We start from the raw sequence: 26992 nt of genomic DNA, 5'->3' as shown, positions 1-26992 counted from the left end.
GGCGGGGGCCGGGGCGGGCGGAGGCGGTGAAGGGGACGGGTGCGCTGTCCGTATTCTCTGATCATGGCCGCACCCACCGCATACTCGCTCATCGCCACCGATCTGGACGGGACGCTGCTGCGCGGCGACGACACCCTGTCCGACCGGACCCTCGCCGCGCTCGCACGGGCCGGGCGGGCCGGTGCCCGGCATCTGGTGGTGACGGGGCGCCCGGCCCCCCGCGTGCGCCCGCTGCTCGCGGACCTCGGCTGCACGGGGCTCGCGGTCTGCGGCCAGGGCGCGCAGGTGTACGACGCCGGGACGGAACGGCTGCTGTGGTCGGTCACCCTGGACCGGGAGCTCGCGGAGACCGCGCTCGGCAAGATCGAGGCGGAGACGGGCGAGGTGTACGCGGCGGTCGACCAGGACGGGGTCGACGGGCTCACGCTGATCGAGCCGGGCTACCGGATGCCGCACCCCACGCTGCCCGCCGTGCGGGTGGGGCGGCGGACCGATCTGTGGGAGCGGCCGATCAGCAAGGTGCTGCTGCGCCACCCGGTGCTGTCGGACGACGCGTTGGCGGCGGCGGCGCGTTCGGTGATCGGCTCGCTGGCCACAGTCACGATGTCGGGACCGGGCACGGTGGAGCTCCAGCCGTGCGGGATCACGAAGGCCACGGGGCTGGCGCTGGCCGCCGAGCGGCTGGGGGTCGGCCCGGCGGGCACGATCGCGTTCGGCGACATGCCCAACGACATCCCCATGTTCGACTGGGCGGCCCACGGGGTGGCGATGGCCAATGCCCACGACGAGCTGAAGGCGGTGGCCGACGAGGTCACCACGACGAACGAGGACGACGGCGTGGCCGTCGTCCTCGAGCGACTGTTCGGCAGGGGGCCGGTGCCGCACGTGCCCCAACACGTGCCGCACCCGTCCGCCCCGGGTGATGCGTCCCTGCCCGCCGCAGGGAGGGTGGTGGCTCAGTAGGCCCCGAAGACGTTGTCGATCGAGCCGTAGCGGTCGGCCGCGTAGTTGCAGGCTGCCGTGATGTTGGCGACCGGGTCGTACGGGTCGTAGACGGTGCCGGGCACGTGGTAGGCGGCGAAGGTCGGGTCGATGACCTGGAGCAGGCCCTTGGACGGGGTGCCCTTGGCGGCGTTGGAGTCCCACAGGTTGATGGCCTGCGGGTTGCCCGAGGACTCGCGGATGATGTTGCGGTGGATGCCCTCGTAGGAGCCGGGGATGCCGTGCTGGGCCATGACGGACAGCGACTCGCGGATCCAGCCGTCGAGGTTGTTCGGGTACACCGTCGCCGCGGTGGCGGCGGCCGGGGCGGCGGCCGGGGTGGCCGCTGCGGCGTTGGAGGCGCCGAACAGCGGCAGGGCGGCCACGGCGACGCCGGTGCCGGCGACGGCGAGGGTGCGGGCGAGACGTCGGCTGCCGAAGCGGCGGAGCTGACCGGATGCAGGCATGTCTGTGTTCCTCTCCTACGCCTGCGAGGTGAGCTGTCGGGTTCGGACGGGAGAGTGTCCGGCCGTGCCCCTGCGGGCACGGCTTCACCCCGAGCCGTTCCGGCGCGTGACCGGCCCGGCGACTTACCTGGGTCCCCCGCTCCTGCCGTGCGTGAGTGAGTTCGTCGTTGGGTGGTGCGGGCGGCGGCAGGATTCGGCGTCCGCCCGGCGGCCCGGAACGTATGCGAGAGCACACGCCGGGAACAAGTGCGAGGGTCACGGTAAACGCTGTTTGATCTTGACATGGGCGGTTTGCGCCACTTGATCCTTTACGGTCGCCACGGCTCAACTCGCTGCGGGGCAACGGGGAACCGGCGGTGTACGGATGTCGTCGATGTGTCGGGCGGCGCGTGACCGACCTCACGGGTCGCCGGGTCGGAGCGCATTTCACACTAAGAGGAATTCGCTTGGTAATTGCGGCAAATCGGGCGTCGGGGCGGGCAGGATGGTGAGCATGCCGAGGTGTGGTCCGGAATGCGGAGCGATCCGCCCCGGAAAGTCAGAGAATGTCCACTGCTATGAACCGATCAAAAACGGGCCGGTCCTGATCGCCTCCTGCCCGGCCTGTACCCCCGGGCCCTGGCGGTGATCGAAACATGACCGGATACGCTGACTTGAGTGATGGCAGCGACCTATCGACAAACCGTGTAAACGCCAGTGGACACCAGCAGACAGGAGACCCCTCGTGACCGTCGTCGGGCCGTTCGGGCTGAGCGTGCGGGACCAGGCTCTGGAAGCCGATGTCCAGGCCGGGATGACGGCTGTCGAGGAGGGGCTGCTCGAGGCCACCAAGAGTGAGGTCCCCTTCATCACGGAGGCCGCCCAGCACCTGGTGCGGGCCGGCGGCAAGCGGTTCCGGCCGCTGCTGGTGATGCTCTCCGCCCAGTTCGGCGACCCCTACGCGCCGGGCGTCGTGCCGTCGGCCGTGGTCGTGGAGCTGACCCACCTGGCCACGCTGTACCACGACGACGTGATGGACGACGCCGCGGTGCGCCGCGGGGTCGCCAGCGCCAACACCCGCTGGGGCAACTCCGTCGCCGTCCTCACCGGCGACTTCCTCTTCGCGCGGGCTTCGCAGATCCTCGCCGACCTCGGCCCCGAGGCCGTCCGCGTGCAGGCGGTGGCGTTCGAGCGGCTGGTCACCGGCCAGATCCTGGAGACCGCGGGCCCGCAGGACGGACGGGACCCCGTGGAGCACTACCTGGACGTGCTCGGCGGCAAGACCGGCTCCCTGGTCGCGGTGTCCTGCCGGTTCGGCGCCATGATGTCCGGCGCCGACGAGACGGTCGTGGACGTGCTCACCCAGTACGGCGAGCGGCTCGGCGTCGCCTTCCAGCTCGCCGACGACGTCCTCGACATCGCCTCCGACTCCCACGAGTCGGGCAAGACCCCGGGCACCGACCTGCGCGAGGGCATCGCCACCCTGCCGGTGCTGCGGCTGCGCGAGCGGGCCGAGCGGCTCGGCCTGGCCGACGACCTCGCCCTGTGCGAGCTGCTCGGCTCCGACCTCACCGACGACGCCCGGCACGCCGAGGCGCTGCGTCTGCTGCGCGCCCACCCCGCCCTGGAGCAGGCCCGCCGCGACACCGTGCGCTACGCCAAGGAGGCGCGCGCCGCGCTGGCCCCGCTGCCGGAATGCGAGTCCAAGACGGCGCTGACGGAGCTGTGCGACGCCGTGGTGCACCGGGCCGGCTGACCACGGCGCGCCGGGACCGGCCGCCGCACCCGGACACCGGCCGTCCCCCACGGGCGGCCGGACCACCCCTACTGGTGAGCGGCCCACCCCTACTGGTCGGCGGACCCGTGGCGCCCCGATGTCATACCCCAGCAGTACACGGAGTTGAGCCCGCGGTCTGACGCATCGGCCGCCGCCGTTTGGTCAGATGGAACACGAAGGACATCATCACTCCTCACCGGTTCGGGTGAGGACGGCGGCTCGGGGTGAACAGGTGCGCAGGCACGCGACGCAGGCCGCCGCCGACCAGGAGGTAGGGCACACATGGCACCGTACGCATCCGACGACAGGACGACCGCGGAGCCGGCCGGCGACCCCGGCCCGGGCCGCCGCAGGGCCGCCCGGTACGTCGTCCCGGTCACGGTGATGGGGGTGGCGGCCGCGACCATCGGGCTCGTGCCCGCCATCGCCAGTTCCGGTGACCCCGACCTGCCGGACATCACCGCAGCCCAGCTCATCGAGAAGATCGCGAAGTCGGACGTGGAGCAGCTGTCCGGCACCGTGAAGGTCACCACCGACCTCGGCCTGCCCGACCTCGGAGGGCTGGAGAGCAGTCTCACCTCCGGTGCCCTCGGCCAGGGCGGCGACGGCTCCTCCGCCGACCCGTCCGCCAAGCTCACGGAGCTGGCTTCCGGCACCCACACCCTGCGCGTCGCGGCCGACGGACCGGAGCGGCAGAAGCTGTCCCTCCTCGACGGCTCCGACGAGTACAGCCTCATCCACAACGGCAAGAACGTCTGGGGCTACGACAGCAAGTCCAACGAGGTGTTCCACGGCACGGTCGACGAGCCCGCCGGGGACCGCGGCGAGCACCAGCCGCCGGCCACCCCGAAGGACTTCGCCGAGGAGGCCCTGAAGTCGGTCGACGACACCACGTCCGTGACCGTCGACGGCACCGCCCAGGTGGCCGGCCGGGACGCCTACAAGCTGGTCGTCAAGCCCCGGCAGTCCGGCTCCACGGTCGGCGCGATCAGCATCGCCGTGGACCACGAGACCGGCCTGCCCCTGAAGTTCACGCTCACCCCGGCGAGCGGCGGCGCGGCCGTCGTCGACGTCGGCTTCACCAAGGTCAGCTTCGACCGGCCCGCCGCGTCGACCTTCGACTTCACCCCGCCCAAGGGCGCGAAGGTGACCGAGGAGGGCGCGCTGGAGAAGGAGGCGGAGCGGCACGCCGGCAAGGACTCCGAGCGGCCCGGGAAGGCCCCGAAGTCCGAGGAGGACCTGGGCAAGGGCCTCGACGGCATGAAGGTCCTCGGCGAGGGCTGGAACTCCGTCGCCACCTTCGACACCGGCGGCCCGGGCCTGCCCGCCGGCGGGACCGGCAGCGACCTCGACGGCTTCCTCGGCTCCCTCGGCGACCGGGTCAAGGGCGACTTCGGCACCGGCACGGTGTTCAGCACCCGCCTGGTCAACGCCCTGATCACCGAGGACGGCACCGTCTACGTGGGCGCGGTCACCAAGGACCACCTGGTGAAGACGGCCGACGGAGCGAAGTAACCCGGCAGCACCGTACCGGCGGCCGGGCCGGCTCCTCAGCCCGCCGGGACCGGGCCCGGCCCGGCCGCCCCGGCGGGGGGAGCCACCGGCACGGCCGTGGCGCCGCCGCGCTCCGCGGCTCGCGCCACGGCGAGCAGCAGCGCCTCCCGCCCGTGCGGTGCCACCAGCTGGAGCCCCGCCGGACACCCGTCGCCGCCGCGTCCCGCGGTCAGGCTCAGCGCCGGGTGCCCACTCAGGTTGAACGCCCAGGTGAGCGCGGTGGAGTAGACGTCGCCGGGGCCCTCGTGACCGTGCGGGGCGGTGGGCGCCGTGGGCGTCAGCAGCAGCGCGGCCCGGGTGAAGAGACAGGCGAGGCGCGCGTCGTTCTCCGCCCGCAGGGCCCCGGCGGCGGCCGGGTCACCGGCGCGGGTGCGCAGGGCGAGCCAGGCGGGCGCGGGATCCAGGAGCCGCAACGGGACCCGCGGCCGGACCAGCCGCACCACCCCCGCCTCGACGAGCCGTCGGACGGCCGCCCGGGCCAGGGCCGCCGGCTCGTCCTCCGGAGCGGCGAAGCCCAGATCGGGGGACCAGACGGCGGCCACCGGCAGCCGTACCCCCGGCGGGCCGTCGGCGTCCGGAGCGGGCCCGTCGCGGCCCGGCCCCCGCGACACCACCCGCCACCAGGCCGCCGCGTCCGCCGCCGACCGGACGAGGACCCCGGGCGCCGCCAGACCCGTCCGGTCGGACGACGGCAGGCGGCCGTTGGTGGCCTTGAGACCGACGACGCCGCACCAGGCCGCCGGGATGCGCACCGACCCGGCCCCGTCGCTGCCCGTCGCCAGCGGGACCAGCCCGGCCGCCACCGCCGCAGCGGCCCCGGCAGAGGAACCGCCCGGAGTACGGTCCGGACGCCAGGGGTTGACCGTGCGGCCGTGCGCGCCCCGCCCCCAGGTCTGCCAGGGCGTGCCCGGGCCGGGCACCGAGGTGGCGCCGACGGCGACCGCGCCGGCGGCGAGCAACGGGCCCGCGGCGCGCAGCCCGTGCCGCCCCTTCACCGCGATGGGAACTCCGGCCAGCGGCAGCAGCCCGTCGCGTCCCGGCCCGCCGGTGCGCCGCGCGCGAGCGCGGTCCGCGGACACCCGCGCGTCCACCGCCGCCGCCTGCCGCAGGGCTTCCTCGCGCCACACCTCGAGGAACGCGCACAGCACCGGATCGGCCCGCTCGATGCGCTCCAGCGCCCCCGCCACCACCTCCACGGCCCGGACCCGGCCCGCCCGCACGGCCCGGGCGACCTCCACGGCCGGGGCGGTCTCCACCGCCGGGGGAATCTCTACGGCCGGGGCGGTCTCCACCACCGGGGGAATCTCCAGAGCCGGCGCGGAGGCGGGGCCGGACGCCGCGCAGCTCTCCGGTCCCTGTCCCCTGCGTGCCCTGCCTCCCATGCCCTCGTGATGCCCCTCCCCGGCCCCGCGCACGCCGGTTCGCACGCCGGTCCACGCCCGGTCCGCACGCCGCCCCGCGCCGGTCCGCCACCGGCCGGACGGCCGTTGGGACGAGCCTGTGACAGCGCGGTGACGTGAGAAACCGGGGAGGGCGGACAGACTGGTCGGTAGGTGTACGACCCGAATGAGGGGACCATGGCGCGACTCAGCCGTGAGAAGAAGCGGGAACAGCAGGCGGCGCACACGACGCACCGTGCGGCCGTGCCGATCGAGGTCCGCATCCCCGCCGCCGGGGAGGATGCCGGCGCCGCGTCCGTCGGCGGGGTGCCGGTGACGGCGGCTCCCGGGGAGGAACTGCAGCGGGCCGTGCTCAACCGGCTCCAGCGCATGGCCCTCGCCTCCGGCCAGGCCGTCCTGGCCACCGTCCGGGACGAGCGCATCGGCTACATCGTCCCGCTGCGGGTCGAGCCGGACGGCTCCAGCCACTTCACCGCGGACCCCGCGCCGATCGCCCCGCCGTCCCAGCCCCCGCCTCCGGCTCACGCCCCGGACGCCTCGGTGCCGCCCGCCGCAGCCCATCGCGTGGGTGGCCCGGGATCCGTGCCCGGCCCCGCCGGCGCGGCCGTACCGCCCGGCACGGTGCTGCCTCCGACGGGCACCTTCGGGCCGCCGCCCGTGATGGACGCCAAGCCGCACCCCGTCGTCGCCGACGAGGTGCGCCGCCGAGCCCCCGAACCGTTCCCGGACCCCGCCCTCGACCCGGGCGCCCGGCCCGCGCCGCCCCGCGGCTTCGACGCGGTGGCGGAGGCAGTGCTGGGGGACGAGCCGCTCGGCCCGTCCGGCGGGTCCCTGGCCGAGCCCGTGGCCCGGATCAGTGACGCCGTCCGGGAGGGACGGCTCGACCCGGCCGCGCGGCTGGCCGGGCAGACCGTGACCGAGGCGACGGCCGCTCTCGGACCGGAGCACCCGGAGGTGCTCCGGCTGCGGGAACTGACCGCGTACATCGGCTACTTGGCCGGCCGGCCGGAGCCCGCCCTGCGGACCTGCCTCGACCTGGCCGCGATCCACCGCCGCGCGGGTGACGCCGAGGCCGCCTACAGCTCCGTCCGCGGTGCGGCCACCGCCTGGCGGGCGGTGCGCGATCCGCACCTGGGCCTGGAGCTCGGGCGGGAACTCGTCGGCCTGTGGACGGAGCTGGCCGCCGACGGGGGGCCGGCCGCGGACGAGCCCGAAGACCTGGAGTCGGCCCGCGCCCGCATGGACCGGCTGACCGCACGGGCTCGCGCCCGGCAGGACTGAGCGAGGCGGGGGCCCGGGCGGGCGCGGACCGCGGCGGCCGTTACCGCGACAGCTCCCACACCGCGTGGGCGATCGCGTCGCTGTTGCGGTCCAGGGCGGTGTCGTCGATGTTGGCGGTCGTGTCGCACGAGGAGTGGTAGCAGCGGTCGAAGGCCCTGCCCGCCGTGCCGCCCCACTTCGCGGCCTGGGCGGCGGTCTTGGTCCGGCTCGCGCCGGTGAACAGGCCGCCGACCGGGATGCCCGCGTTCTTGAAGGAGGCGTGGTCGGAGCGGCCGTCGCCCTCGGTCTCGATCTCGGTGGGGACGCCGATGCCCGCGAAGTAGTCCTTGAAGGTCTTCTCGATCGCGGGATCGTCGTCGTAGACGAAGTAGCCGGGGTTCGGCGAGCCGATCATGTCGAAGTTCAGGTAGCCGTCGATGCGCGAACGGTCCATGAGGGAAAGCTGGTTGACGTAGTAGCGGGAGCCGACCATGCCGAGCTCCTCGGCGCCCCACCAGGCGAAGCGCAGATGTCCGGCGGGCCGGTGTGCGGCCCGGGCGACGGCGAGCGCGGTCTCCAGGACGGCCGCGGAACCGGAGCCGTTGTCGTTGATCCCGGGACCGTAGCTGACGCCGTCGAGGTGGGCGCCCGCCATCACGACGCGGTCCGGGTCGCCGCCGGGCCAGTCGGCGATCAGGTTGTAGCCGGTGCGCCCGGAGGCGGTGAACTGCTGGATGCGGGTGGTGTATCCGGCCGCGTCCAGCTTGCTCTTCACGTAGGTGAGGGACGCCTGGTAGCCGGGGCGGCCGTGGGCGCGGTTGCCGCCGTTGGCGGCGGCTATGGACTGCAGCTGGGCCAGGTGGGCCTTGACGTTCGCCACGGGTATGTCGGGCGCGGCGGCGCGCGGGGCGGGGGCGGCACCGGCCGACGAGGTCCCGCCGGCCAGCAGGGTGACGGTGGCGACGGCACCGGCCGTCGCCGCACGGACGGAAACGGAGAGCTTCATGTGGGGGCTCCGAATTCCTCGGGTGAGCCCGTGGGACGTCCACAGGGACGTCCACAGGCATCCCCTGGGTGTGGGGGTGCCTGGATGGTGAATCTGAAACTGACTCTCCGTCAAGAGCGGTATCAGGACACGCGGTCACGCATATCGGAGGCGTCCGAACCGTCCGGCTCAGGCGCCTGTGCCGGGGGGAAGTCCGCAAGGCAGGGCCGGCGGGTCCGGGACGCGTGAGGCGTCGCCGGACCCGCCGGGATTCCCTACTGCACGCAGAACTCGTTCGACTCGGGGTCGGCCATCACCGTCCACGACCCGGACGGCTCCCGCACGTCCCGCAGCACCCGCGCGCCCAGCCGTTCCAGCCGCCGGACCTCCTCCTCGCGGCGCTCCGGGCCGGGGTGCAGGTCGAGGTGGATCCGGTTCTTCACCGTCTTCGCCTCCGGCACCCGCTGGAAGAGCAGCCGCCGGCCGAGCCCGGTGCCGCTCCTCTCCTCGTACGGGTCCTCGGGGTGCCGGACCGCGATCAGGTCCCGGAAGGACCGGCGGCCGTGGTGCTCCACCACCAGGTCGGCGGACAGGGCCCCGGCGGCGAGCAGCTGCGCGATCAGGGCGCTGTTGTCCTCGACCAGATAGCCGAGGGCCGCCGCCCAGAAGTCCGCCTGGGCGTGCGGGTCCCCCGCGTCGACGACGAGCTTCCAGTGCACGGGTACGGGTGATGCCGAAGTCTGCGTCATGCAGCCTTTCTATCGCTCGCACGGCCTGCGGGCATCAGGTATTTGCCCTCGCCGCGTCGGCCGCCTCGGGTCCCGCCGGCACCGGCTGAGGGCCGTCGGCCGCGCCGTCCGCCCGGACCGCGGCGGCCGTCCCGCTCCCGTTCCGGCGCTCCGCGAGGGCGCGCGCGGTCCGGCGGGCGGTGCGCAGCGCGTCCCAGGTGAGCAGCGTGAGCGCCAGCCACACCAGTGCGAACCCGGCCCAGCGCTCGGGCGGCATGGCCTCCTTGAAGTACAGGACACCGAGCAGGAACTGCAGGACCGGTGTCAGGTACTGGAGCAGCCCCAGCGTGGACAGCGGGACGCGGATGGCGGCCGCGCCGAAGCAGGCCAGGGGGAGGGCGGTGACGAGCCCGGACGCGACGAGCAGCAGCACGTGGCCGGTGCCCTCGGTGGTGAAGGTGGCGTCGCCCCGGCCGCTCAGCCACACCAGGTAGCCGAGCGCGGGCAGGAACAGGATCGAGCTCTCGGCGGCCAGCGACTCGACCCCGCCGAGGCCGACCTTCTTCTTCACCAGGCCGTACGTGGCGAAGGAGAGGGCGAGGCAGAGGGAGATCCACGGTGGCTGGCCGTAGCCGACGGTGAGGACGACGACCGCGGCGGCGCCGACGCCGACCGCCGCCCACTGCGCCGGGCGCAGGCGCTCCTTCAGCAGCAGGACGCCCATCGCGATGGTGACCAGCGGATTGATGAAGTAGCCGAGTGACGCCTCGACGACGTGCCCGGAGTTGACCGCCCAGATGTAGACGCCCCAGTTCAGGCTGATGACCGTCGCCGCCAGGGCGACCAGCGCCAGCCGCCGCGGCTGCCGCAGCAGCTCGCCGAGCCAGGCCCAGCGCCGGATGAAGAGCAGGGCGGCGGCCACGAAGAAGAGGGACCAGACCATCCGGTGGGCGAGGATCTCCACCGCTCCGGCGGGTATCAGCAGGGGCCAGAAGAGGGGGACGAGTCCCCACATGCCATAGGCCGCGAAGCCGTTCAGCAGTCCTGCGCGCCCTTCGGCGGCCGGCTTCCCGGTCACTGGCCCTCCCTCGATCGCCGACGTCTGCCGTGCCCGGGCGACGCCCGCACTGTTCGACGGTAACGCCCGGCACCCCCGCCTGTCATACCCGTACCGCGATACGGTCATGACGGCGGGGGTGCCGGGCGTGCGGGAGCGGGGCCGGGACGATGCGGGGGACGGCCGCTGGGCGGTCAGCCCTTCAGTGCGACGGCGATCGCCTCGGCCAGCGGGGTGGTCGGCCGGCCGGTCAGGCGGGACAGGTCGCCGCTGTCGACGACCAGCTCGCCCCGGGCGATGGAGGCGTCCACGCCCGCGTAGACCGCGGCCACCGGCCCGGGCAGGCCCGCACCGGTCAGGATGCCGGTCAGCTCCTCGACGGTGACGGCCCGGTAGGCGATCTCCTCGCCGGTCTGCCGGCTCAGCTCGGCCGCGTACTCGGCGAAGCTCCACGCCTCGTCGCCGCCCAGCTCGTAGGTCCGGTTCTCGTGGCCCTCACCGGTGAGGACGGCGACGGCGGCGGCCGCGTAGTCGGCGCGCGAGGCGGAGGAGACCCGGCCGTCACCGGCGGCGGCGACGACCGCACGGTGCTCCAGCACGGGCGCCAGGTTCTCGGTGTACACCTCGTGGTACCAGCTGTTGCGCAGCAGCGTGTACGGCACGCCCGAGCCGCGCAGCACCTCCTCGGTGCCCCGGTGGGCGTCGGCCAGCGATGCGGTCAGGCTGCCCGGGGCGCTGGTGTAGGCGAGCAGCGCGACCCCGGCGGCCCGCGCCGCCTCGATCACGGTCCGGTGCTGGGCCACCCGGTCCTTGTCGACCTCGCTGCCGGAGATCAGCAGCACCTTGTCCCCGGCCGCGAAGACGCCGTCGAAGCTCTCCGGGACGTCGTAGTCGGCGACGGCGATCCGTACCCCGCGCCCGGCGAGGTCGGCGGCCTTCTCGGCGCTGCGGACGACGGCGGTGATCTGCTCGGCCGGGACCTTCTCCAGCAGCTGTCCGACGACGTGCCGGCCGAGGTGCCCGTTGGCGCCGGTGACGACGATGCTCATGGTGCGTGACTCCTTGTGCGGGGGTGGGTGGCTCTGTCACTCACCCTAGGAGGGGCACTAACCAAAGGAAAGTACCCACTTTCAAGTAAGGTACTGGCATGACGGTAAGCAACCGAGAGAGGCGCGACGAGGCCGAGGCGATGTGCCCGCACCGCCTGATCCTGGAGCACGTGATCAGCCGCTGGGGCGTGCTGGTGCTGATCCACCTGCTGGACCGGCCGCACCGGTTCAGCGAACTGCGCCGGGCCATCGGCCGGGTCAGCGAGAAGATGCTCACCCAGACCCTCCAGACGCTGGAGCGCGACGGCCTGGTGCACCGCGACGCCCGGCCCGTCATCCCGCCCCGCGTCGACTACTCCCTCACCGGTCTGGGCCGCGAGGCCGCCGAACAGGTCCGCGACCTGGCCCGGTGGACCGAGAAGCGCACCGCCGACGTGCTCGCCGCCCGGCGCGCCTACGACGACGCCCGCGCGACCTGAACCGCCGGGCCGGCCGCCCGGAGCACGACGCGGGGCCCGGACACGCTCGGTGTCCGGGCCCCGGTGCGCGCACCGCGAGGAGCCGCCGTCAGCCGACGACGGTCCAGGTGTCGCCGCCCGCGAGGAGGGCGGCGAGGTCGCCCTTGCCGTGCTGCTCGACGGCGGTGTCGAGCTGGTCGGACATCAGCGTGTCGTAGACCGGGCGGTCCACGGAGCGCAGCACCCCGATCGGGGTGTGGTGCAGCGTGTCCGGGTCGGCGAGCCGGGACAGCGCGAACGCGGTGGTCGGCGACTCGGCGTGCGCGTCGTGGACCAGCACGTCGGCCTCGTTCTCCGGCGTCACCGCCACGATGCGGAGGTCACCCGTCTCCCGGTCCCGCACGACGCCCTTGGAACCCTCGCTGCCGAAGCGGATCGGCTGCCCGTGCTCCAGCCGGATCACCGCCTCCTCGGCCTGCTGCCGGTCCTTGAGGACCTCGAAGGCGCCGTCGTTGAAGATGTTGCAGTTCTGGTAGATCTCCACCAGGGCGGTGCCCGGGTGGTCCGCGGCCTGGCGCAGCACCTCGGTGAGGTGCTTGCGGTCCGAGTCGACCGTGCGGGCCACGAACGACGCCTCCGCGCCGAGCGCCAGCGACACCGGGTTGAACGGGGCGTCCAGCGACCCCATCGGCGTCGACTTGGTGATCTTGCCGACCTCGGAGGTCGGGCTGTACTGGCCCTTGGTCAGACCGTAGATCCGGTTGTTGAACAGCAGGATCTTCAGGTTGACGTTGCGGCGCAGGGCGTGGATCAGGTGGTTGCCGCCGATGGACAGCGCGTCGCCGTCACCGGTCACCACCCACACGCTCAGGTCGCGCCGGGACGCCGCGAGACCGGTCGCGATGGCCGGGGCGCGGCCGTGGATGGAGTGCATCCCGTAGGTGTTCATGTAGTACGGGAAGCGGGACGAGCAGCCGATGCCGGAGACGAAGACGATGTTCTCCCGCGCCAGGCCGAGCTGGGGCATGAAGCCCTGCACGGCGGCGAGGACGGCGTAGTCGCCGCACCCCGGGCACCAGCGCACTTCCTGATCGGACTTGAAGTCCTTCATGGACTGCTTGCCCTCGGCCTTCGGCACCAGCGAGAGCGGTCCGATCGTGCCCGTGCCTCGTGTGGACGTCTCAGCCATCGATGGCCTCCTTCAGAGCCGTGGCGAGCTGCTCCGCCTTGAACGGCATGCCGTTCACCTGGTTGTAGGACTGCGCGTCGACCAGGTACTTCGCCCGGATCAGGGTGGCGAGCTGGCCGAGGTTCATCTCGGGGACCACCACCTTGTCGTACGCCCGGAGAATCTCGCCGAGGTTCTTCGGGAACGGGTTGATGTGCCGCAGGTGCGCCTGCGCCACCGACTCCCCGGCCCGGCGCAGCCGTCGCACGGCCGCCGTGATCGGCCCGTACGTCGACCCCCAGCCGAGGACCAGCGTCCGCGCGCCGTCCGGGTCGTCCACGTCGAGGTCGGGCACGTCGACGCCGTCGACCTTCGCCTGACGGGTGCGGACCATGAAGTCGTGGTTGGCCGGGTCGTAGGAGATGTTGCCCGTGCCGTCCTGCTTCTCGATGCCGCCGATGCGGTGCTCCAGCCCCGGGGTGCCCGGGATCGCCCACGGCCGGGCCAGCGTCCGCGGGTCCCGCTTGTACGGCCAGAACACCTCGGTGCCGTCGTCCAGGGAGTGGTTGGGGCCCTGCGCGAACTGCACGCCCAGGTCCGGCAGCTCCTCCAGGTCCGGAACCCGCCACGGCTCCGAGCCGTTGGCCAGGTAGCCGTCCGACAGCAGGAACACCGGCGTCCGGTACGTCAGCGCGATCCGGGCCGCCTCCAGCGCGGCGTCGAAGCAGTCCGCCGGCGTGCGCGGCGCCACCACCGGCACCGGCGCCTCGCCGTTGCGCCCGTACATCGCCTGCAGCAGATCCGCCTGCTCCGTCTTGGTCGGCAGACCCGTCGACGGGCCGCCGCGCTGGATGTCCACGATCAGCAGCGGCAGCTCCAGCGACACCGCCAGCCCGATGGTCTCCGACTTCAGCGCCACCCCGGGGCCGGACGTCGTCGTGACCGCGAGGGACCCCCCGAAGGCCGCCCCCAGCGCCGCGCCGATGCCCGCGATCTCGTCCTCCGCCTGGAAGGTGCGCACGCCGAAGTTCTTGTGGCGGCTCAGCTCGTGCAGGATGTCGGAGGCCGGGGTGATCGGGTAGGACCCCAGGAACAGCGGCAGGTCCGCCTGCCGGGACGCCGCGATCAGGCCGTACGCCAGCGCCAGGTTCCCCGAGATGTTCCGGTAGACGCCCGGCGGGAACGCCGTCGCGGCCGGGGCCACCTCGTAGGAGACGGCGAAGTCCTCGGTGGTCTCGCCGAAGTTCCAGCCCGCCCGGTAGGCGGCGATGTTGGCCGCCGCGATGTCCGGCTTCTTCGCGAACTTCGTCTTCAGGAACCGCTCGGTGCCCTCGGTCGGCCGGTGGTACATCCAGCTCAGCAGGCCCAGCGCGAACATGTTCTTGCTGCGCTCGGCCTCCTTGCGGCTCAGGTCGAACTCCTTCAGCGCCTCGACCGTCAGCGTCGTCAGCGGCACCGGATGGAGGTTGTAGCCGTCGAGCGAGCCGTCCTCCAGCGGGTTGCTGTCGTAGCCGACCTTGGCCATCGCCCGCTTGGTGAACTCGTCCGTGTTGACGATGATCTCCGCGCCGCGCGGCAGATCCCCGATGTTCGCCCGCAGCGCGGCCGGGTTCATCGCCACCAGGACGTTCGGCGCGTCACCCGGGGTGAGGATGTCGTGGTCGGCGAAATGCAGCTGGAAGGACGAGACGCCCGGCAGGGTGCCGGCGGGCGCGCGGATCTCCGCGGGGAAGTTCGGCAGGGTCGACAGGTCGTTGCCGAACGACGCGGTCTCCGAGGTGAAGCGGTCACCGGTGAGCTGCATGCCGTCACCCGAGTCCCCCGCGAACCTGATGATCACCCGGTCGAGCCGGCGGACGTCCTTCGCTCCCGCCGCTTTGCGCTGCTCTCCTACGACTGCTCCGTCGGCCTGCTCCGCTGGGCTGCTGACCTGACTGGTCACTGAACTGGACCTCCTCGAGGCGGCTGTCCGGGACGGCCCTCCCGCAGGCCCTCCCTGGATCAACCCTACGTCCGTAAGGGTCGCCTTCCTTGAGTCATTCGCATATTGGACACGACCGCGAGCCGTGGCGGCCCATCGACGTGTCCCGCCTTTTCCCTTGAATCACGCCGGTTTCCGGCCCTCCGGCCCTTTCCATCCAAGACGCGGCCCGCTCCCGCAGCGGTTCGGCCCCGTCCGCGCGAATCGCCCGTACGGCACGTCCGGCCCACCGGAATCGCCCGTACGGGCGGCCCGCCCCCGGCCGCCGGCGGGTGGCTCAGGAGTTCAGGTAGGTGAGCACGGCCAGCACCCTGCGGTGGTCGCCGTCGCTGGGGGACAGGCCCAGCTTCATGAAGATGTTGCTGACGTGCTTCTCCACGGCGCCGTCGCTCACCACCAGCTGCCGGGCGATCGCCGAGTTCGTCCGCCCCTCGGCCATCAGGCCCAGCACCTCGCGCTCCCGGGGGGTGAGTCCCGCGAGCACGTCCTGCTTGCGGCTGCGCCCGAGCAGCTGGGCGACCACCTCCGGGTCCAGGGCCGTACCGCCCTCGGCCACCCGGACCACCGCGTCCACGAACTCACGTACTTCGGCTACCCGGTCCTTGAGCAGATAGCCGACGCCCCGGCTGGAACCGGCGAGCAGTTCGGTGGCGTACCGCTCCTCCACGTACTGCGACAGCACCAGCACCCCCACGCCGGGGTGCGACCGGCGCAGCTGCACCGCCGCGCGCACGCCCTCGTCGGTGTGGGTCGGCGGCATGCGCACATCGGCGACCACGACGTCCGGGAGGCCCCCCTGGTCGGCCAGCTCGCCGATGGTCTTGATCAGCGCGTCGCCGTCGCCCACCCCCGCCACGACCTCGTGGCCCCGGTCGGTCAGCAGCCTGGTCAGTCCCTCCCGCAGCAGCACCGAATCCTCGGCGATGACCACCCGCACCCTGTCCTCCACGTTCCTCGGCCCCCCAAGCCCGTTGTCCCGGGACCGCCCGTGTGGCGGAGCCGGTCGACAGGACCCAGCATCCCAGCTCGGCCGGGCCGTGCGGAGGGGGACGCGGGCGGGAGTGTCCGCCGGGGGACGGAAGGCGAGGACGCTCCTGGGGGCCGGAGCCGGGACGTCACCGGCCGGCAGGCGCCCACCTGCTGGGAGGCGCCCACCTGCTGGGAGGCGCCCACCTGCCGGGAGGCGCCCACCTGCTGGGAGGGGGCCGTCACCGGCCGGGATCACCGGCTGCGGTTCACCGGGCCGGGGTTCACCGGCTGCGTTTCACGGGGCCGGGTTCACCGGCCGGGTTCCGTGCGCCACGGCAGCTCCGCCGTCACGCGGGTCGGACCGCCGGCCGGGGAGTCGACCACCAGCACGCCGTCCACCGCGTCCAGCCGCTCCGCCAGACCCGCGAGCCCGGACCCGGCGGACACGTCGGCACCGCCCACCCCGTTGTCCGTGACCTGGAGCATCAGCCGGCTCTCCGTCCGCCACACCTCGACGGTCGCCGAGGTCGCCCGGGAGTGCTTGCTGATGTTCTGCAGCAGCTCCGACACCGTGAAGTACGCGATGCCCTCGATCGCCGACGCGGGCCGCTCCGTCAGGTCCACCTCGACCTGCACCGGCACCGTGCACCGCGAGGCGACCGACGACAGCGCCGCGTCCAGGCCCCGGTCGGTCAGCACCGCCGGATGGATGCCCCGGGCCAGGTCCCGCAGCTCCTGCAGCGCCGTCTTCACCTCGCCGTGCGCCTCGTCCACCATCCGCGCCGCGACCCGCGGGTCCTCCCGCAGCTTCTCCTTCGCCAGGCCCAGTCCCATGGCCAGGTTGACCAGCCGGGCCTGCGCCCCGTCGTGCAGGTCGCGCTCGATGCGCCGCAGGTCCGCCGCCGCGGTGTCGACGACCACGCCCCGGTCCGACTCCAGCTCCACCACCCGCGTCGCCAGCCGCGACGGACCCAGCAGCCCGTGCACCATGACCCGGTCGACCGTCGTCAGGGCCCGCACGATCCACGGCGTGGCAATCGTGAACAGCAGCCCCACCAGCGCCGTCACCGTGACCTCGAAGGCGTTGTCCAGGTAGATCCGGTGCTGCTCGTCCCCGTACAACTGGATCCCGCCCTGACCGGCGTAGGCCGGGAAGACCCAGAACCACAGGGGGTACGTCAGCAGCGTCCAGCCGATCGACCAGAACGTCACCGACACGGTGAAGGTGAAGATCGACCACGGCATCTGGAGCAGCGAGTACAGCAGCGCCCGCCAGGAGGTGCCGCTCTTGAGCACCGCCCCCATCCAGGCCATCACGCCCGGCTTCCGCATCCGCAGCGGCTCCGGCTCGTCCACCTCCAGGTCCAGCAGCGCCCGGGCCCGCGCCCGCTCCACCGCACCGATCCCGCGGCACCCGGCGAGCGCCACCGCCAGCACCGGGACGCCCAGGAAGGTCACCAGCAGGCCCGCCCCCAGCGACACCATCGTGACCGCGTAGGTGAACAGCATGATGCTGATCGGCAGGCTCAGCAGGACGTATCCCAGCTCCCGCCAGCTGCGGCCCTCGACCGGCGCCCGCAGCGCGGCCGGCAGCCGGTGGCGGCGCTCGGCGGTGCCCCGGTACCCCGGTCCGCTGCCGAGTCCGTGGGACGGCCCGTGCCCGTACCCGTCGCCCTGTCCGTGATCGGTGGCCATCGGCGTCGTCCTTCTCCCTGTCCGGCGGCTGTGGTGTCGTATCTCCAGCCTGCTCCGTCCCAGGTCGGCGGACCATGGAGTCCGTCGCAGTCCTGGACGGGGGTTAACCCCACCCGCGTCGCCCCCGCCCGCCGTGCGACCCGCCGTGCGACCCGCCGCGGAACCCGCCGCGGAACCCGCCGCGCAGGCGTGGGGGCGACTCCGGCATGCGGTCGTGGGCGTCGGGCCTCGTGCGTCGGGCCTCGTGCGTCGGGCCTCGTGCGTCGGGTGTCGGGTGTCGTGCGTCGGGTGTCGGGTGTCGGGTGTCGGGTGTCATGCGTCAGGGTGCGGTGGTGCGGGGGGTTCGGGGTGGACGCGGGGTGCCCGCGTGCGCGTCGGAGCGGTCCCGCCAGGGCAGTTCCGCCGTCACCGTCGTCGGCCCGCCCTCCGGCGAGTCCACGACGAACAGTCCGTCGACCGCGCCCAGCCGGTCGGCGAGACCCCGCATCCCGGTGCCCCGCTCCAGGCTCGCGCCGCCCCGGCCGTCGTCCCACACCTGCACCAGCAGCCGGTCGTCGGTGCGCCACACGTCGACCGAGGCGGACCGTGCCGCGCTGTGCTTGCTCACGTTCTGCAGCAGCTCCGACACCGTGAAGTACGCGATGCCCTCGATGGCCGCCGCCGGACGTTCGGCCAGGTCGACCGTCACCTTCACGGGCACCGTGCAGCGGGTGGCGACCGACGACAGGGCCGCGTCCAGGCCCCGGTCGGTCAGCACCGCCGGATGGATGCCCCGGGCCAGGTCCCGCAGCTCCTGCAGCGCCAGCTTCACCTCGCCGTGGGCCTCCTCGACCATCGCCGCCGCCGCGTCCGGGTCCTCGGTCAGCTTCTCCTTGGCCAGGCCCAGCCCCATGGCGAGGTTGACCAGCCGGGCCTGCGCCCCGTCGTGCAGATCGCGCTCGATGCGCCGCAGGTCCGCGGCCGCCGTGTCCACGACCACGCCCCGGTCCGACTCCAGTTCGGCGATGCGCCGCTCCAGCTCGTCGGACGGCGACAGCAGACCCCGCACCATCGCCCGGTCCACGTCCGCCATCCCGCGCGCGAGATAGGGCAGCACCGGCCACAGCACGAACAGCGACGTCAGCGTGATGGTGAAGGTGAGGATGCCCCACGGCAGCCGGATCAGCTCGTAGAGCATGGTGCGCCAGCCCACCGGGTCCTTCACCGCCATCCACAGCTGCGGCCAGAACCCGACCGAGCCGCGCATCGGCAGCCGGCTCGGCTCGTCCACCCGCACCCCGAGCAGCGCCCGCGCCCGGGCCCGTTCCGCCCTGCCCAGCAGCCGCGCACCCATCAGGGCGGCGGCGAGCAGCGGGAACCCGATCACGGTGACGGTCAGCCAGGCACTCGTGAACAGCACGGTCACGACGTAGGTGAAGCCGACCAGGGACACCGGGAGGTTCAGCAGGAGATGCGCGATCTCCTTCCAGGTGTGCCGGTCGAACGCGAAACGGGGCGGCGGCGGACGGTCGCCGTACGCGTCGCGGACGGCGGGGACGCGCAGGCCGCCGAGGTCGCGGGGGTCGCCATGCTCGGTCATGCGCCCTAGCCTGCCCGCCCGCCGGGGGCCCGCGCCATGAGGGCGACCGCCCTCGTTCCCTGGGGAAAACCCCACCCCCCGGGAAGAGAGGGCGACGGGCCGCTTACCGTGCCTTTATCAGGGCCTAGACTCCCGTCCGTACAGATCGCCGGACACCGGCGGTCACAGCGCGGAACCGGGACAACACAGCCGAGGAGTGAGGGGCGGACGTGCGGGAACCGACCGTCGTCGACTCGACCGCCATCGACTCGACCGTCGTCGCTGCGCACGTCGCGGCGGACTACTTCCAGGCGTACTCGGTCGTCGGGCTGCTCGCCGTCGTCGGCGTGCTGTTCGTCGCCGTCGCCTTCGGAGCGGGCCGGCTGCTGCGGCCCGTCGTCCCGACCCCCGAGAAACTGCTGACGTACGAGTGCGGCGTCGACCCCGTCGGCGAGGGCTGGGCCCACACCCAGGTCCGCTACTACGTCTACGCGTTCCTCTACGTCATCTTCGCCGTCGACTCGATCTTCCTGTTCCCCTGGGCGACCGTCTTCGCCGCGGACGGCTACGGAGCGACCACCCTCGTGGAGATGTTCATCTTCCTCGGCTTCCTCGCCGTCGGCCTGCTGTACGCATACAAGAAGGGCGTCCTGACATGGACGTGACTCCCGCGACCTCCGCCTCGCCCGCCGCCCGGGACACCGGCCGGGCCCCCGCACCGGGCAGCGCCGCCCCGGGAACCGAGCCGGTGCTGCTGCCGGACCCCGCCCTGCCGTCCGCACCGGGCGGCGGCAAGCTGGGCGTGCTCTCCCGGCTGGCCCCGGAACCCATGAAGGTCATCCTCAACTGGGGCCGCCGCTACTCCCTCTGGGTCTTCAACTTCGGGCTCGCCTGCTGCGCGATCGAGTTCATCGCCGCGTCGATGGCCCGCCACGACTTCATCCGCCTCGGCGTCATCCCGTTCGCCCCGGGCCCGCGCCAGGCCGACCTGATGGTCGTCTCCGGCACGGTCACCGACAAGATGGCGCCCGCCGTGAAGCGGCTGTACGAGCAGATGCCCGAGCCGAAGTACGTCATCTCCTTCGGCGCGTGCAGCAACTGCGGCGGCCCCTACTGGGACTCCTACTCCGTGACCAAGGGCGTCGACCAGATCATCCCCGTCGACGTCTACGTGCCTGGGTGCCCGCCCCGGCCCGAGGCGCTGCTCCAGGGCATCCTCAAACTCCAGGAGAAGATCGCCCGCGAGTCGCTGGGGGAGCGGTACGCGGCCTCCCGGCCCTCCGCGGCGGCCCTGCAGAGCGGCCTGGTACGGCCGCCCGAGCCGGGGGCGCCGGGTGCATCGGGTGCGCCGGGTGCCCTGGGTGAGCCGGGCGAGCCGAGTGAGCCGGGTGAGCCGGGTGAGCCGGGCGCGTCTGATGAGCCGGGTGCGGGGGGTGACCGATGACCGCCGTCGGCTGGCTCCCCGCCGACGCCGAGGAGCTGTTCGGTGCGGACGCCACGGCCGAGGAGTCGTACGACGTCCTCACCGTGGACGTACCGCCCGCCGCCTGGATCTCCGCGCTGGAGACGGCGCGGGACCGCCTCGGCTGCACATACTTCGACTGGCTGAGCGCCGTCGACGAACCCGGCACCGGCTTCCACGTCGCGGCCCACGTCGCCGCGCTGTCGCCGGTCCGCCGTCTGCTCCTGCGCACCACCGTCCCGCACGAGTCACCGGCGCTGCCGTCCGCCGTGCACGTCTACGCGGGCGCCGCGTGGCACGAACGCGAGACGTACGAGATGTTCGGCATCGACTTCACCGGCCACCCGGGACTGGACCACCTGCTGCTGCCCGAGAGCTTCGAAGGGCACCCCCTGCGCAAGGACTTCGTCCTCGCCGCCCGCGTCGCCAAGGCCTGGCCCGGCGCCAAGGAGCCCGGCGAGTCCGAGCACGGGGGCCCGCGCCGCCGCCAGATGCTGCCCCCGGGCGTCCCGGACCCCAACGAGTGGGGCCCGATGAAGGGCCAGCTCCCGCCGGCCCCGGCCCGTCCCGCCCGGGGCGCGGGCAGAGCGGCCGGTGCGGGGGCCCGCGCCGCCGGCGACCGCCCGGTCCGTCGCACCCGCTCGGCCGCGGAGGGCTCGGCGAGCCAGTCCGCCGCCGGAAGCGGCAGCGGAGCCACGGGCAGGGATACGGGTGCGGGTGCGGGTGCGGGTGACCCGTCCGCGAACCGGCCGCCCCGCCGCATGCGGACGGCTGCCGAGGGCTCGGTGAGCCAGTCGGCCGCGAAGACGCCGACGCCGCCCGAAACACCTCCCGCCGACTCGACGCCTCCCGCCGAGTCTGCGACTCCGGCCGGGGCGACGACTCCGGCCGAGGCGCCCGGCCGGAGCTCCCGTCCGGCGCGGCCCGCCCGCCGGACCCGCAGCGCGTCCGAGGGGTCGGCCAGCCAGCGGAGGGGCCCTGAGGCACCGGAGACGTCCGCCGGCGACACGGCCGCGACGAAGGGTCCCGCCGAGGACGGTCCCGCCCCGGATGCGGGCACCGCTCCCGGCACCGCCGCACCCGCCGCGGGCCAGGCCCCCGCGGGCCCCCGCAGCCCCGACGCCCCCTGGCACCACGCCCGCCCGGCCTTCGAGGAGCCGGCGGACGCACCCGCAGCCGCAGCCGGGACCGGACCGGGAGCCGGGGCCGGCGCCGAATCCTCATCCGGCGTCGAATCCGGAGCCGCATCGGATGCCGACGCCGACAACGGCGACCGAGACAACGGCGACCGGGAGGACGGCGACCGAGAAGACGGCGACCGAGAAAACGGCGACCGGGACAAGGGCGCCCGTGACAACGACGCGCCCGAAACCCGCGCCCCCGACCGGGGTGACCCGAACCCGCGTGACCCCGACCGGGGTGACCCGAACCCGCGTGACCCCGGCCCGCGTGACCCCGACCCCCGTGACCCCGGCACGCCAGGAGGCCCGCAGTGAACGACGTGCTCGACGTCGCCCTGCGACTCCTGGTCGTCTTCGTCGTCTTCCTCACGTTCCCCCTGCTCGTGGGCCAGACCGAGCACAAGGTGATGGCCCACATGCAGGGCCGCCTGGGCCCGATGTACGCGGGCGGCTTCCACGGCTGGGCCCAGCTCATCGCCGACGGCGTGAAGTTCGCCCAGAAGGAGGACGTGGTCCCGGCGCGAGCGGACCGCCGCATCTTCCAGCTCGCCCCGGCCGTCGCGCTCCTGCCCTACCTGCTCGTGCTGCTGGCCATCCCGATCGGCCCCGGCGAGGGCGCGGTCGGCCAGGTGCTGGACGCGGGCCTGTTCTTCGTCCTCGCCGTGATGGGCGTCGGCGTCCTCGGCTCGCTCATGGCCGGGTGGGCCTCCGCCAACAAGTACTCCCTCCTCGGCGGCCTGCGCACCGCCGCCCAGCTCCTCGCCTACGAGCTGCCGATGCTGCTCACCGCCGCGTCGGTGGCGATGGCGGCCGGCACCGTCTCGCTCGTCGGCATCCTCGACGCCTTCGAGTGGTGGTGGCTGCCCTGGCAGATCACCGGGGCGTGCGTCTTCTTCGTCGCCGGGCTCGCCGAACTCCAGCGCCCTCCCTTCGACATGCCCGTCGCCGACTCGGAGATCATCTTCGGTGCCTACACCGAGTACACCGGTCTGCGCTTCGCCCTGTTCCTGCTCGCCGAGTACGCCGGGATCGTCGTCCTGTGCGGGCTGACCACCGTCCTGTTCCTGGGCGGCTGGCACGGCCCCTGGGGCGCCGACGGGCTCGGCTGGGTCTGGACCCTGCTGAAGACCGCGGTCCTCGCCTTCGTCGTGATCTGGCTCCGTGTCACGCATCCCCGGCTGCGCGAGGACCAGTTGCAGAAGTTCGCCTGGACCGTCCTCGTGCCCCTCGCCCTCGCTCAGATCGCCCTCACCGGCATCGTCAAGGTGGTGATCGCGTAATGGCTCCCCTCCCCGGCAGCGGCCTGGCCAAGGGGCTGGCCGTCACCCTGCGGACGATGACGAAGAAGTCCGTCACCGCGCAGTACCCGGACACCCAGCCCGACCTCCCCCCGCGCAGCCGCGGGGTGATCGCACTCTTCGAGGAGAACTGCACGGTCTGCATGCTGTGCGCCCGCGAGTGCCCGGACTGGTGCATCTACATCGACTCCCACAAGGAGACCGTCCCGCCGGCGGCCCCCGGTGGCCGGGAGCGCCAGCGCAACGTCCTGGACCGCTTCGCCATCGACTTCGCCCTCTGCATGTACTGCGGCATCTGCATCGAGGTCTGTCCCTTCGACGCACTGTTCTGGTCACCCGAGTTCGAGTACGCCGAGACCGACATCCGCGACCTCACCCACGAGCGCGACAAGCTCCGCGAGTGGATGTGGACGGTGCCGGCCCCGCCCGCCCTCGACCCGGGCGCGGAGGAACCGAAGGAACTCGCCGCCGCCCGCAAGACCGCCGACAAACTGGCCGCCGCCCAGGCGTCCGAGAACGCCCCGGCCGCACCTCCGGCCCCGGCCGGCCCGTCCGGCACCGGGACGCACGCCGAGGAGCAGGCCCGTGCCGCCGAGTCACCGACCCGCCCCGCGGGCGAGTCGAAGCAGCAGACGGACCAGCCGCGGCCGACACGGCACCCACGGCAGGAGGGCCGGGAATGACCCTCGCAGCGACCGTCGCCGGCCTGGCCGGACGCGCCGGCGCCCCGCACCTGGGGGCCGAGTCCCACGGTTTCCTCTCACCCACGGGCGTGGAGATCACCTTCCTCCTCGTAGGCCTGGTCACCCTCGGCGCCGCCGTCATCACCGTCACCACCCGCCAACTGGTGCACGCCGCCCTGTGGCTGGTGGTGGCCCTCGGGGGCCTCGCCGTCGAATACCTCCTGCTCACCGCCGAGTTCATCGCCTGGGTGCAGGTCCTCATCTACGTCGGTTCGGTCATCGTCCTCATCCTGTTCGGCCTGATGCTCACCAGGGCGCCCATCGGACGCTCCCCGGACGCCGACTCGGGCAACCGGTGGTTCGCGCTCGCCGTGGCCGTGGCCGCCGCGGGCACCCTGGTCTGGGTCGTCGTGGACGCCTTCCGCACCACCTGGATCGACCTGGAGGGCGCGCCCTCCGGCTCCACCGACGTGACCGGCGCGGCCCTTTTCCAGCACTGGGTCCTCCCCTTCGAGGCCCTCTCCGTCCTCCTCCTCGCCGCCCTGGTCGGCGCGATCGTCCTGTCCCGCAAGGCGAAGGCGGCCCCCACCGCCACGGCCGCCCGCTCCGACCGGCCCGGCAGGCGGCCGGGTACCGGCCCGCAGTCGAGCACCGCCGACGGCCAGGGCGCCACCTCGCCGTCGCGTGCCACCGCCCGGTCGGGCGCCACCGCCCGCCCGGCTGCGGCCGATCCGTCCGCTCAGCCCTCTCCCTCCGATCCCTCCGATCCCTCCGCTCCCTCCGCTCCCTCCGCTCCGTCCGAGCCGTCGGCCGCCGGCCCCGCCGGTCCCCCGGCCGACGACGCCGTGCCGGGCGACACGGAAGGGGACCGCTGATGCACCTCGCCTATCCCGCCGTGCTGTCCGTCCTGCTGTTCTGCACCGGCCTGTACGGGGTCCTCGCCCGCCGCAACGCGATCCTCGTCCTGATGTCGGTGGAGCTGATGCTCAACGCGGTCAACCTGAACCTGGTCGCGTTCGACGTGTGGCTCAGCCGCGCCGCCGAGGAGACCCTGCACTCCGGCCAGGCCCTCACCCTGTTCACCATCGCCATCGCCGCGGCCGAGATCGGTATCGGGCTGGCGATCGTCCTCGCCGTCCACCGCAACCGGGGCACCGCGGACATCGACAGGCTCCGCGACACCGCCGAGGGCCACGGCCCCGACGAACCCGACGGCCGGGGCGGCTCCGACGGCGCATCCGACAGCGACGCTCCCGGGGCCCGGGCGACCGGGCCGGCCGCCGAGAAGGCTGAGGCCACCGCGTGACCACGACCACTCTCGCCGTCCTCGTCCCCCTCCTGCCGTTCCTCGGCGCGATCGCGGGACTGCTCCTGGGCCGCACCGCCCCCGGTTTCGTCCGCCCGCTCGCCGTCCTGCCGACCCTCACCTCCCTCGTGCTCGCCGCGACCGTCGCCGCCCGGCAGGGCGGAGGCCGGGCCGTCGACGCCGCCACCGAGCTGACCCCGACCGGCTCCGTGCCCATCGAACTCGCCCTGCACATCGACGGCTTCGCCGCCCTCACCGCCGTCCTGGTCGGCGTCGTCGCCACCTGCGTGCAGGTCTACTCGACCGGCTACCTGCGCAACGACCCGCGCTACCCCTCCTACGCCGCCCTGGTGTCGCTGTTCACCTCCGCGATGTTCCTGGTCGTCTACTCCGGCGACCTGATGGTGCTGCTCGTCGGCTGGGAAGTCATGGGCATCTGCTCCTACTTCCTCGTCGGCCATTACTGGGAGACCCCCGAGGCCCGCGCCGCCTCCCTCAAGGCGTTCCTGGTCACCAAGCTGGGCGATGTCCCCTTCCTCATCGGCCTGTTCGCCCTCGCCCACGACGCAGGGTCCTTCCGCATCACCCGCATCCTCGGCGCCGTGGCGAGCGGCGGGATCGAACACCCCACGGTGATCGCGCTGCTCCTCCTGGCGGGTGTCGCGGGCAAGTCGGCGCAGTTCCCGCTGCACACCTGGCTGCCCGACGCGATGGCCGGCCCGACGCCCGTCTCCGCGCTGATCCACGCCGCGACGATGGTCGCCGCCGGTGTCTACTTCGTCGCCCGTCTCCTTCCGCTCTTCGAGGCGTCCGGGGCCGCGATGACCGTGCTCGCCGTCATGGCCGCCGTGACCATGACCGGATCGGCGCTGGCCGCGCTCGCCCAGGACGACATCAAACGGGTCCTCGCCTACTCGACCATCGGCCAGCTCGGCTACATGACCGGCGCCCTCGCCGTCGCCGACCGCGGAGCCGCCGTCTTCCACCTCCTCTCCCACGGCGCCTTCAAGGCGCTGCTGTTCCTCGCGGCCGGTGTGGTCATCCACGCCGCCGGCACCAACTCACTGGCCGCCATGTCCCGCATGGGGCACCTGCGGGACCGCGTGCCCGACGCCTACTGGACGATGACCGTGGCGCTGCTCGCGCTCGCCGCCATCCCGCCGTTCAGCGGCTTCTTCTCCAAGGAGGCCGTCCTCGGCGTCGCCGAGCACGTCGTCACCGGCCACACGGAACACGCTCCCGCCGCCGCGGGCTGGATCGTCCTCCTCGCCGGCCTGGCCACCGCCCTGCTCACCGCCGCGTACGCGATGCGCCTGTGGCTGCTGGCCTTCCGCGGCCACGGCGTCGAGGCGCCCGACCACGGCAGGCAGCCGCTGACGATGACGGCCGTGCTCTGGGTGCTCGCCGTCCCGTCACTCGCCCTGGGCGGGCTCGCGTTCCGCGTGCTGCCGGACTGGTTCGACGGGCACGACCTGACCCCCACCCTCACCACGTCCGTCCTCGGCACCGGCGTGGCCCTCGTCGGCGGGATCGTCACCTACGCCACCTGGCGGCACACCACCGCGCACGCGGCCCGCGTACCGCTCGGCGCCGTGGCCGCCCACCCCGACGCCGACGCGGGCGAGGTGGAGGCGGAAGCCATCGCCGCCCACCGGCCCGCCTACGGAGACATCGCGGGCGCCCCCGACCCGGCCGATCCGGGACGGCTGCTGCTCGGCCCCCTGCACCGGCACGCGGCCGCCGGCTTCCACCTGGACGCCGTGTACACGGCGCTCTTCGTCCGCCCGGTGCGGGCCGGCGCCGGACTCGTCCGGTTCCTCGACCGCGAGGTCGTCGACACCTACGTACGCGGTGCCGGCACGCTGCCCCGCTGGCTCGGAACCGCCGTACGCCGCGCCCAGACCGGCAATGTGCAGACCTATGTGAGCGCGCTGCTCGCCGGCACCGTCGTCCTCGCGGTCGCCGCCGTCCTCGTCGCCACGGGAGCGTGAGCAGG

General features: G+C 73.4%; 24 protein-coding genes and 1 riboswitch. Of the genes, 13 read left to right on the top strand and 11 right to left on the bottom strand.

Annotated elements, in window-relative coordinates:
- Nucleotides 1-63 precede the first annotated feature (63 nt).
- A complete protein-coding gene (locus ACIRPP_RS05435) occupies nucleotides 64-963 on the top strand; it encodes an HAD family hydrolase (protein WP_403638147.1) in 900 nt (299 codons plus the stop codon).
- Here ACIRPP_RS05435 and ACIRPP_RS05430 read toward each other — a convergent pair.
- Nucleotides 957-1448 carry a transglycosylase SLT domain-containing protein gene (locus ACIRPP_RS05430; protein ID WP_403638146.1) on the bottom strand — a complete coding sequence of 164 codons (492 nt, stop codon included), beginning with the start codon at nucleotides 1446-1448 and terminating at the stop codon, nucleotides 957-959. The genes ACIRPP_RS05435 and ACIRPP_RS05430 overlap by 7 nt on opposite strands.
- 5 nt (nucleotides 1449-1453) lie before the next feature.
- Nucleotides 1454-1616, bottom strand: a riboswitch (cyclic di-AMP (ydaO/yuaA leader).
- Between the two features lie 556 nt (nucleotides 1617-2172).
- On the opposite strand from ACIRPP_RS05430, the gene ACIRPP_RS05425 reads away from it, so the two are divergent.
- Complete coding sequence (locus tag ACIRPP_RS05425) at nucleotides 2173-3183, top strand: polyprenyl synthetase family protein (RefSeq protein ID WP_403638145.1); 1011 nt, start codon at nucleotides 2173-2175, stop codon at nucleotides 3181-3183.
- 303 nt (nucleotides 3184-3486) lie between these two features.
- Nucleotides 3487-4719: an outer membrane lipoprotein carrier protein LolA gene (locus ACIRPP_RS05420; RefSeq protein ID WP_403638144.1), complete on the top strand. Its 1233-nt coding sequence runs from the start codon at nucleotides 3487-3489 to the stop codon at nucleotides 4717-4719.
- Between the two features lie 35 nt (nucleotides 4720-4754).
- On the opposite strand, the gene ACIRPP_RS05415 is transcribed toward ACIRPP_RS05420, so the two are convergent.
- Nucleotides 4755-6140 (bottom strand): amidase family protein, encoded by a 1386-nt coding sequence (locus ACIRPP_RS05415; RefSeq protein WP_403638143.1) that lies wholly within the window; start codon nucleotides 6138-6140, stop codon nucleotides 4755-4757.
- Nucleotides 6141-6335: 195 nt separating this feature from the next.
- Between ACIRPP_RS05415 and ACIRPP_RS05410 the strand changes: the two genes are divergently transcribed.
- Complete coding sequence (locus ACIRPP_RS05410) at nucleotides 6336-7439, top strand: tetratricopeptide repeat protein (RefSeq protein ID WP_403638142.1); 1104 nt, start codon at nucleotides 6336-6338, stop codon at nucleotides 7437-7439.
- A 40-nt stretch (nucleotides 7440-7479) separates the two neighbouring features.
- On the opposite strand, the gene ACIRPP_RS05405 is transcribed toward ACIRPP_RS05410, so the two are convergent.
- The 4 genes from ACIRPP_RS05405 to ACIRPP_RS05390 form a co-directional block, all read right to left on the bottom strand.
- Nucleotides 7480-8424: a M28 family metallopeptidase gene (locus ACIRPP_RS05405; RefSeq protein ID WP_403638141.1), complete on the bottom strand. Its 945-nt coding sequence runs from the start codon at nucleotides 8422-8424 to the stop codon at nucleotides 7480-7482.
- Between the two features lie 254 nt (nucleotides 8425-8678).
- Nucleotides 8679-9152 (bottom strand): VOC family protein, encoded by a 474-nt coding sequence (locus ACIRPP_RS05400; RefSeq protein ID WP_403638140.1) that lies wholly within the window; start codon nucleotides 9150-9152, stop codon nucleotides 8679-8681.
- A gap of 34 nt (nucleotides 9153-9186) precedes the next feature.
- Nucleotides 9187-10209 carry an EamA family transporter RarD gene (gene rarD / locus ACIRPP_RS05395; protein ID WP_403638139.1) on the bottom strand — a complete coding sequence of 341 codons (1023 nt, stop codon included), beginning with the start codon at nucleotides 10207-10209 and terminating at the stop codon, nucleotides 9187-9189.
- 173 nt (nucleotides 10210-10382) lie between these two features.
- Nucleotides 10383-11237 carry an SDR family oxidoreductase gene (locus ACIRPP_RS05390; RefSeq protein WP_403638138.1) on the bottom strand — a complete coding sequence of 285 codons (855 nt, stop codon included), beginning with the start codon at nucleotides 11235-11237 and terminating at the stop codon, nucleotides 10383-10385.
- Nucleotides 11238-11335: 98 nt separating this feature from the next.
- Here ACIRPP_RS05390 and ACIRPP_RS05385 point away from each other — a divergent pair, with 98 nt between their 5' ends.
- Nucleotides 11336-11716, top strand: a complete 381-nt coding sequence (locus tag ACIRPP_RS05385) for a winged helix-turn-helix transcriptional regulator (RefSeq protein ID WP_403638137.1) — start codon at nucleotides 11336-11338, stop codon at nucleotides 11714-11716.
- A gap of 88 nt (nucleotides 11717-11804) precedes the next feature.
- Here the strand turns inward: ACIRPP_RS05385 and ACIRPP_RS05380 are convergent, their stop codons facing one another.
- The 5 genes from ACIRPP_RS05380 to ACIRPP_RS05360 all read right to left on the bottom strand — a co-directional run bounded on the left by ACIRPP_RS05380 (nucleotide 11805) and on the right by ACIRPP_RS05360 (nucleotide 19087).
- Entirely contained in the window at nucleotides 11805-12884 is a 1080-nt protein-coding gene (locus tag ACIRPP_RS05380) for a 2-oxoacid:ferredoxin oxidoreductase subunit beta (protein WP_403638136.1), read from the bottom strand.
- The gene (locus ACIRPP_RS05375) at nucleotides 12877-14805 is read right to left on the bottom strand and encodes a 2-oxoacid:acceptor oxidoreductase subunit alpha (protein ID WP_403638135.1); all 1929 of its coding nucleotides are present in this window, start codon (nucleotides 14803-14805) and stop codon (nucleotides 12877-12879) included. Before ACIRPP_RS05375 ends, ACIRPP_RS05380 begins: the two co-directional genes overlap by 8 nt.
- A gap of 316 nt (nucleotides 14806-15121) precedes the next feature.
- Nucleotides 15122-15781, bottom strand: coding sequence for a response regulator transcription factor (locus ACIRPP_RS05370; RefSeq protein ID WP_343239743.1), 660 nt, complete (start codon nucleotides 15779-15781; stop codon nucleotides 15122-15124).
- A 341-nt stretch (nucleotides 15782-16122) separates the two neighbouring features.
- Nucleotides 16123-17508 (bottom strand): sensor histidine kinase, encoded by a 1386-nt coding sequence (locus ACIRPP_RS05365; protein ID WP_403638134.1) that lies wholly within the window; start codon nucleotides 17506-17508, stop codon nucleotides 16123-16125.
- Between the two features lie 319 nt (nucleotides 17509-17827).
- Nucleotides 17828-19087, bottom strand: a complete 1260-nt coding sequence (locus ACIRPP_RS05360; RefSeq protein WP_403638133.1) for a sensor histidine kinase — start codon at nucleotides 19085-19087, stop codon at nucleotides 17828-17830.
- Between the two features lie 209 nt (nucleotides 19088-19296).
- On the opposite strand from ACIRPP_RS05360, the gene ACIRPP_RS05355 reads away from it, so the two are divergent.
- From ACIRPP_RS05355 to ACIRPP_RS05320, 8 genes are read left to right on the top strand one after another with little or no spacing between them, the layout of a single operon-like run.
- Nucleotides 19297-19731, top strand: coding sequence for an NADH-quinone oxidoreductase subunit A (locus ACIRPP_RS05355; protein ID WP_164346097.1), 435 nt, complete (start codon nucleotides 19297-19299; stop codon nucleotides 19729-19731).
- Nucleotides 19722-20510 (top strand): NADH-quinone oxidoreductase subunit NuoB, encoded by a 789-nt coding sequence (gene nuoB, locus ACIRPP_RS05350; RefSeq protein ID WP_403638131.1) that lies wholly within the window; start codon nucleotides 19722-19724, stop codon nucleotides 20508-20510. The genes ACIRPP_RS05355 and nuoB overlap by 10 nt, the downstream gene beginning before the upstream one ends.
- Complete coding sequence (locus ACIRPP_RS05345; protein ID WP_403638130.1) at nucleotides 20507-22024, top strand: NADH-quinone oxidoreductase subunit C; 1518 nt, start codon at nucleotides 20507-20509, stop codon at nucleotides 22022-22024. Before nuoB ends, ACIRPP_RS05345 begins: the two co-directional genes overlap by 4 nt.
- Nucleotides 22021-22989, top strand: coding sequence for an NADH-quinone oxidoreductase subunit H (locus tag ACIRPP_RS05340; RefSeq protein WP_164349466.1), 969 nt, complete (start codon nucleotides 22021-22023; stop codon nucleotides 22987-22989). Before ACIRPP_RS05345 ends, ACIRPP_RS05340 begins: the two co-directional genes overlap by 4 nt.
- Complete coding sequence (locus tag ACIRPP_RS05335) at nucleotides 22989-23690, top strand: NuoI/complex I 23 kDa subunit family protein (RefSeq protein WP_403638128.1); 702 nt, start codon at nucleotides 22989-22991, stop codon at nucleotides 23688-23690. The genes ACIRPP_RS05340 and ACIRPP_RS05335 overlap by 1 nt, the downstream gene beginning before the upstream one ends.
- Nucleotides 23687-24565 carry an NADH-quinone oxidoreductase subunit J gene (locus tag ACIRPP_RS05330; protein ID WP_403638127.1) on the top strand — a complete coding sequence of 293 codons (879 nt, stop codon included), beginning with the start codon at nucleotides 23687-23689 and terminating at the stop codon, nucleotides 24563-24565. Before ACIRPP_RS05335 ends, ACIRPP_RS05330 begins: the two co-directional genes overlap by 4 nt.
- Nucleotides 24565-24996, top strand: a complete 432-nt coding sequence (nuoK, locus tag ACIRPP_RS05325) for an NADH-quinone oxidoreductase subunit NuoK (protein ID WP_403638125.1) — start codon at nucleotides 24565-24567, stop codon at nucleotides 24994-24996. Before ACIRPP_RS05330 ends, nuoK begins: the two co-directional genes overlap by 1 nt.
- Nucleotides 24993-26987, top strand: a complete 1995-nt coding sequence (locus ACIRPP_RS05320; RefSeq protein ID WP_403638123.1) for an NADH-quinone oxidoreductase subunit L — start codon at nucleotides 24993-24995, stop codon at nucleotides 26985-26987. The genes nuoK and ACIRPP_RS05320 overlap by 4 nt, the downstream gene beginning before the upstream one ends.
- Nucleotides 26988-26992 lie beyond the last annotated feature (5 nt).

The organism is Streptomyces sp. NPDC101219 (assembly GCF_044767675.1).
Classification (GTDB): domain Bacteria; phylum Actinomycetota; class Actinomycetes; order Streptomycetales; family Streptomycetaceae; genus Streptomyces.
Note: the sequence above shows the minus strand (reverse complement) of the source record. Positions and strands in the feature narration are given on the sequence as shown.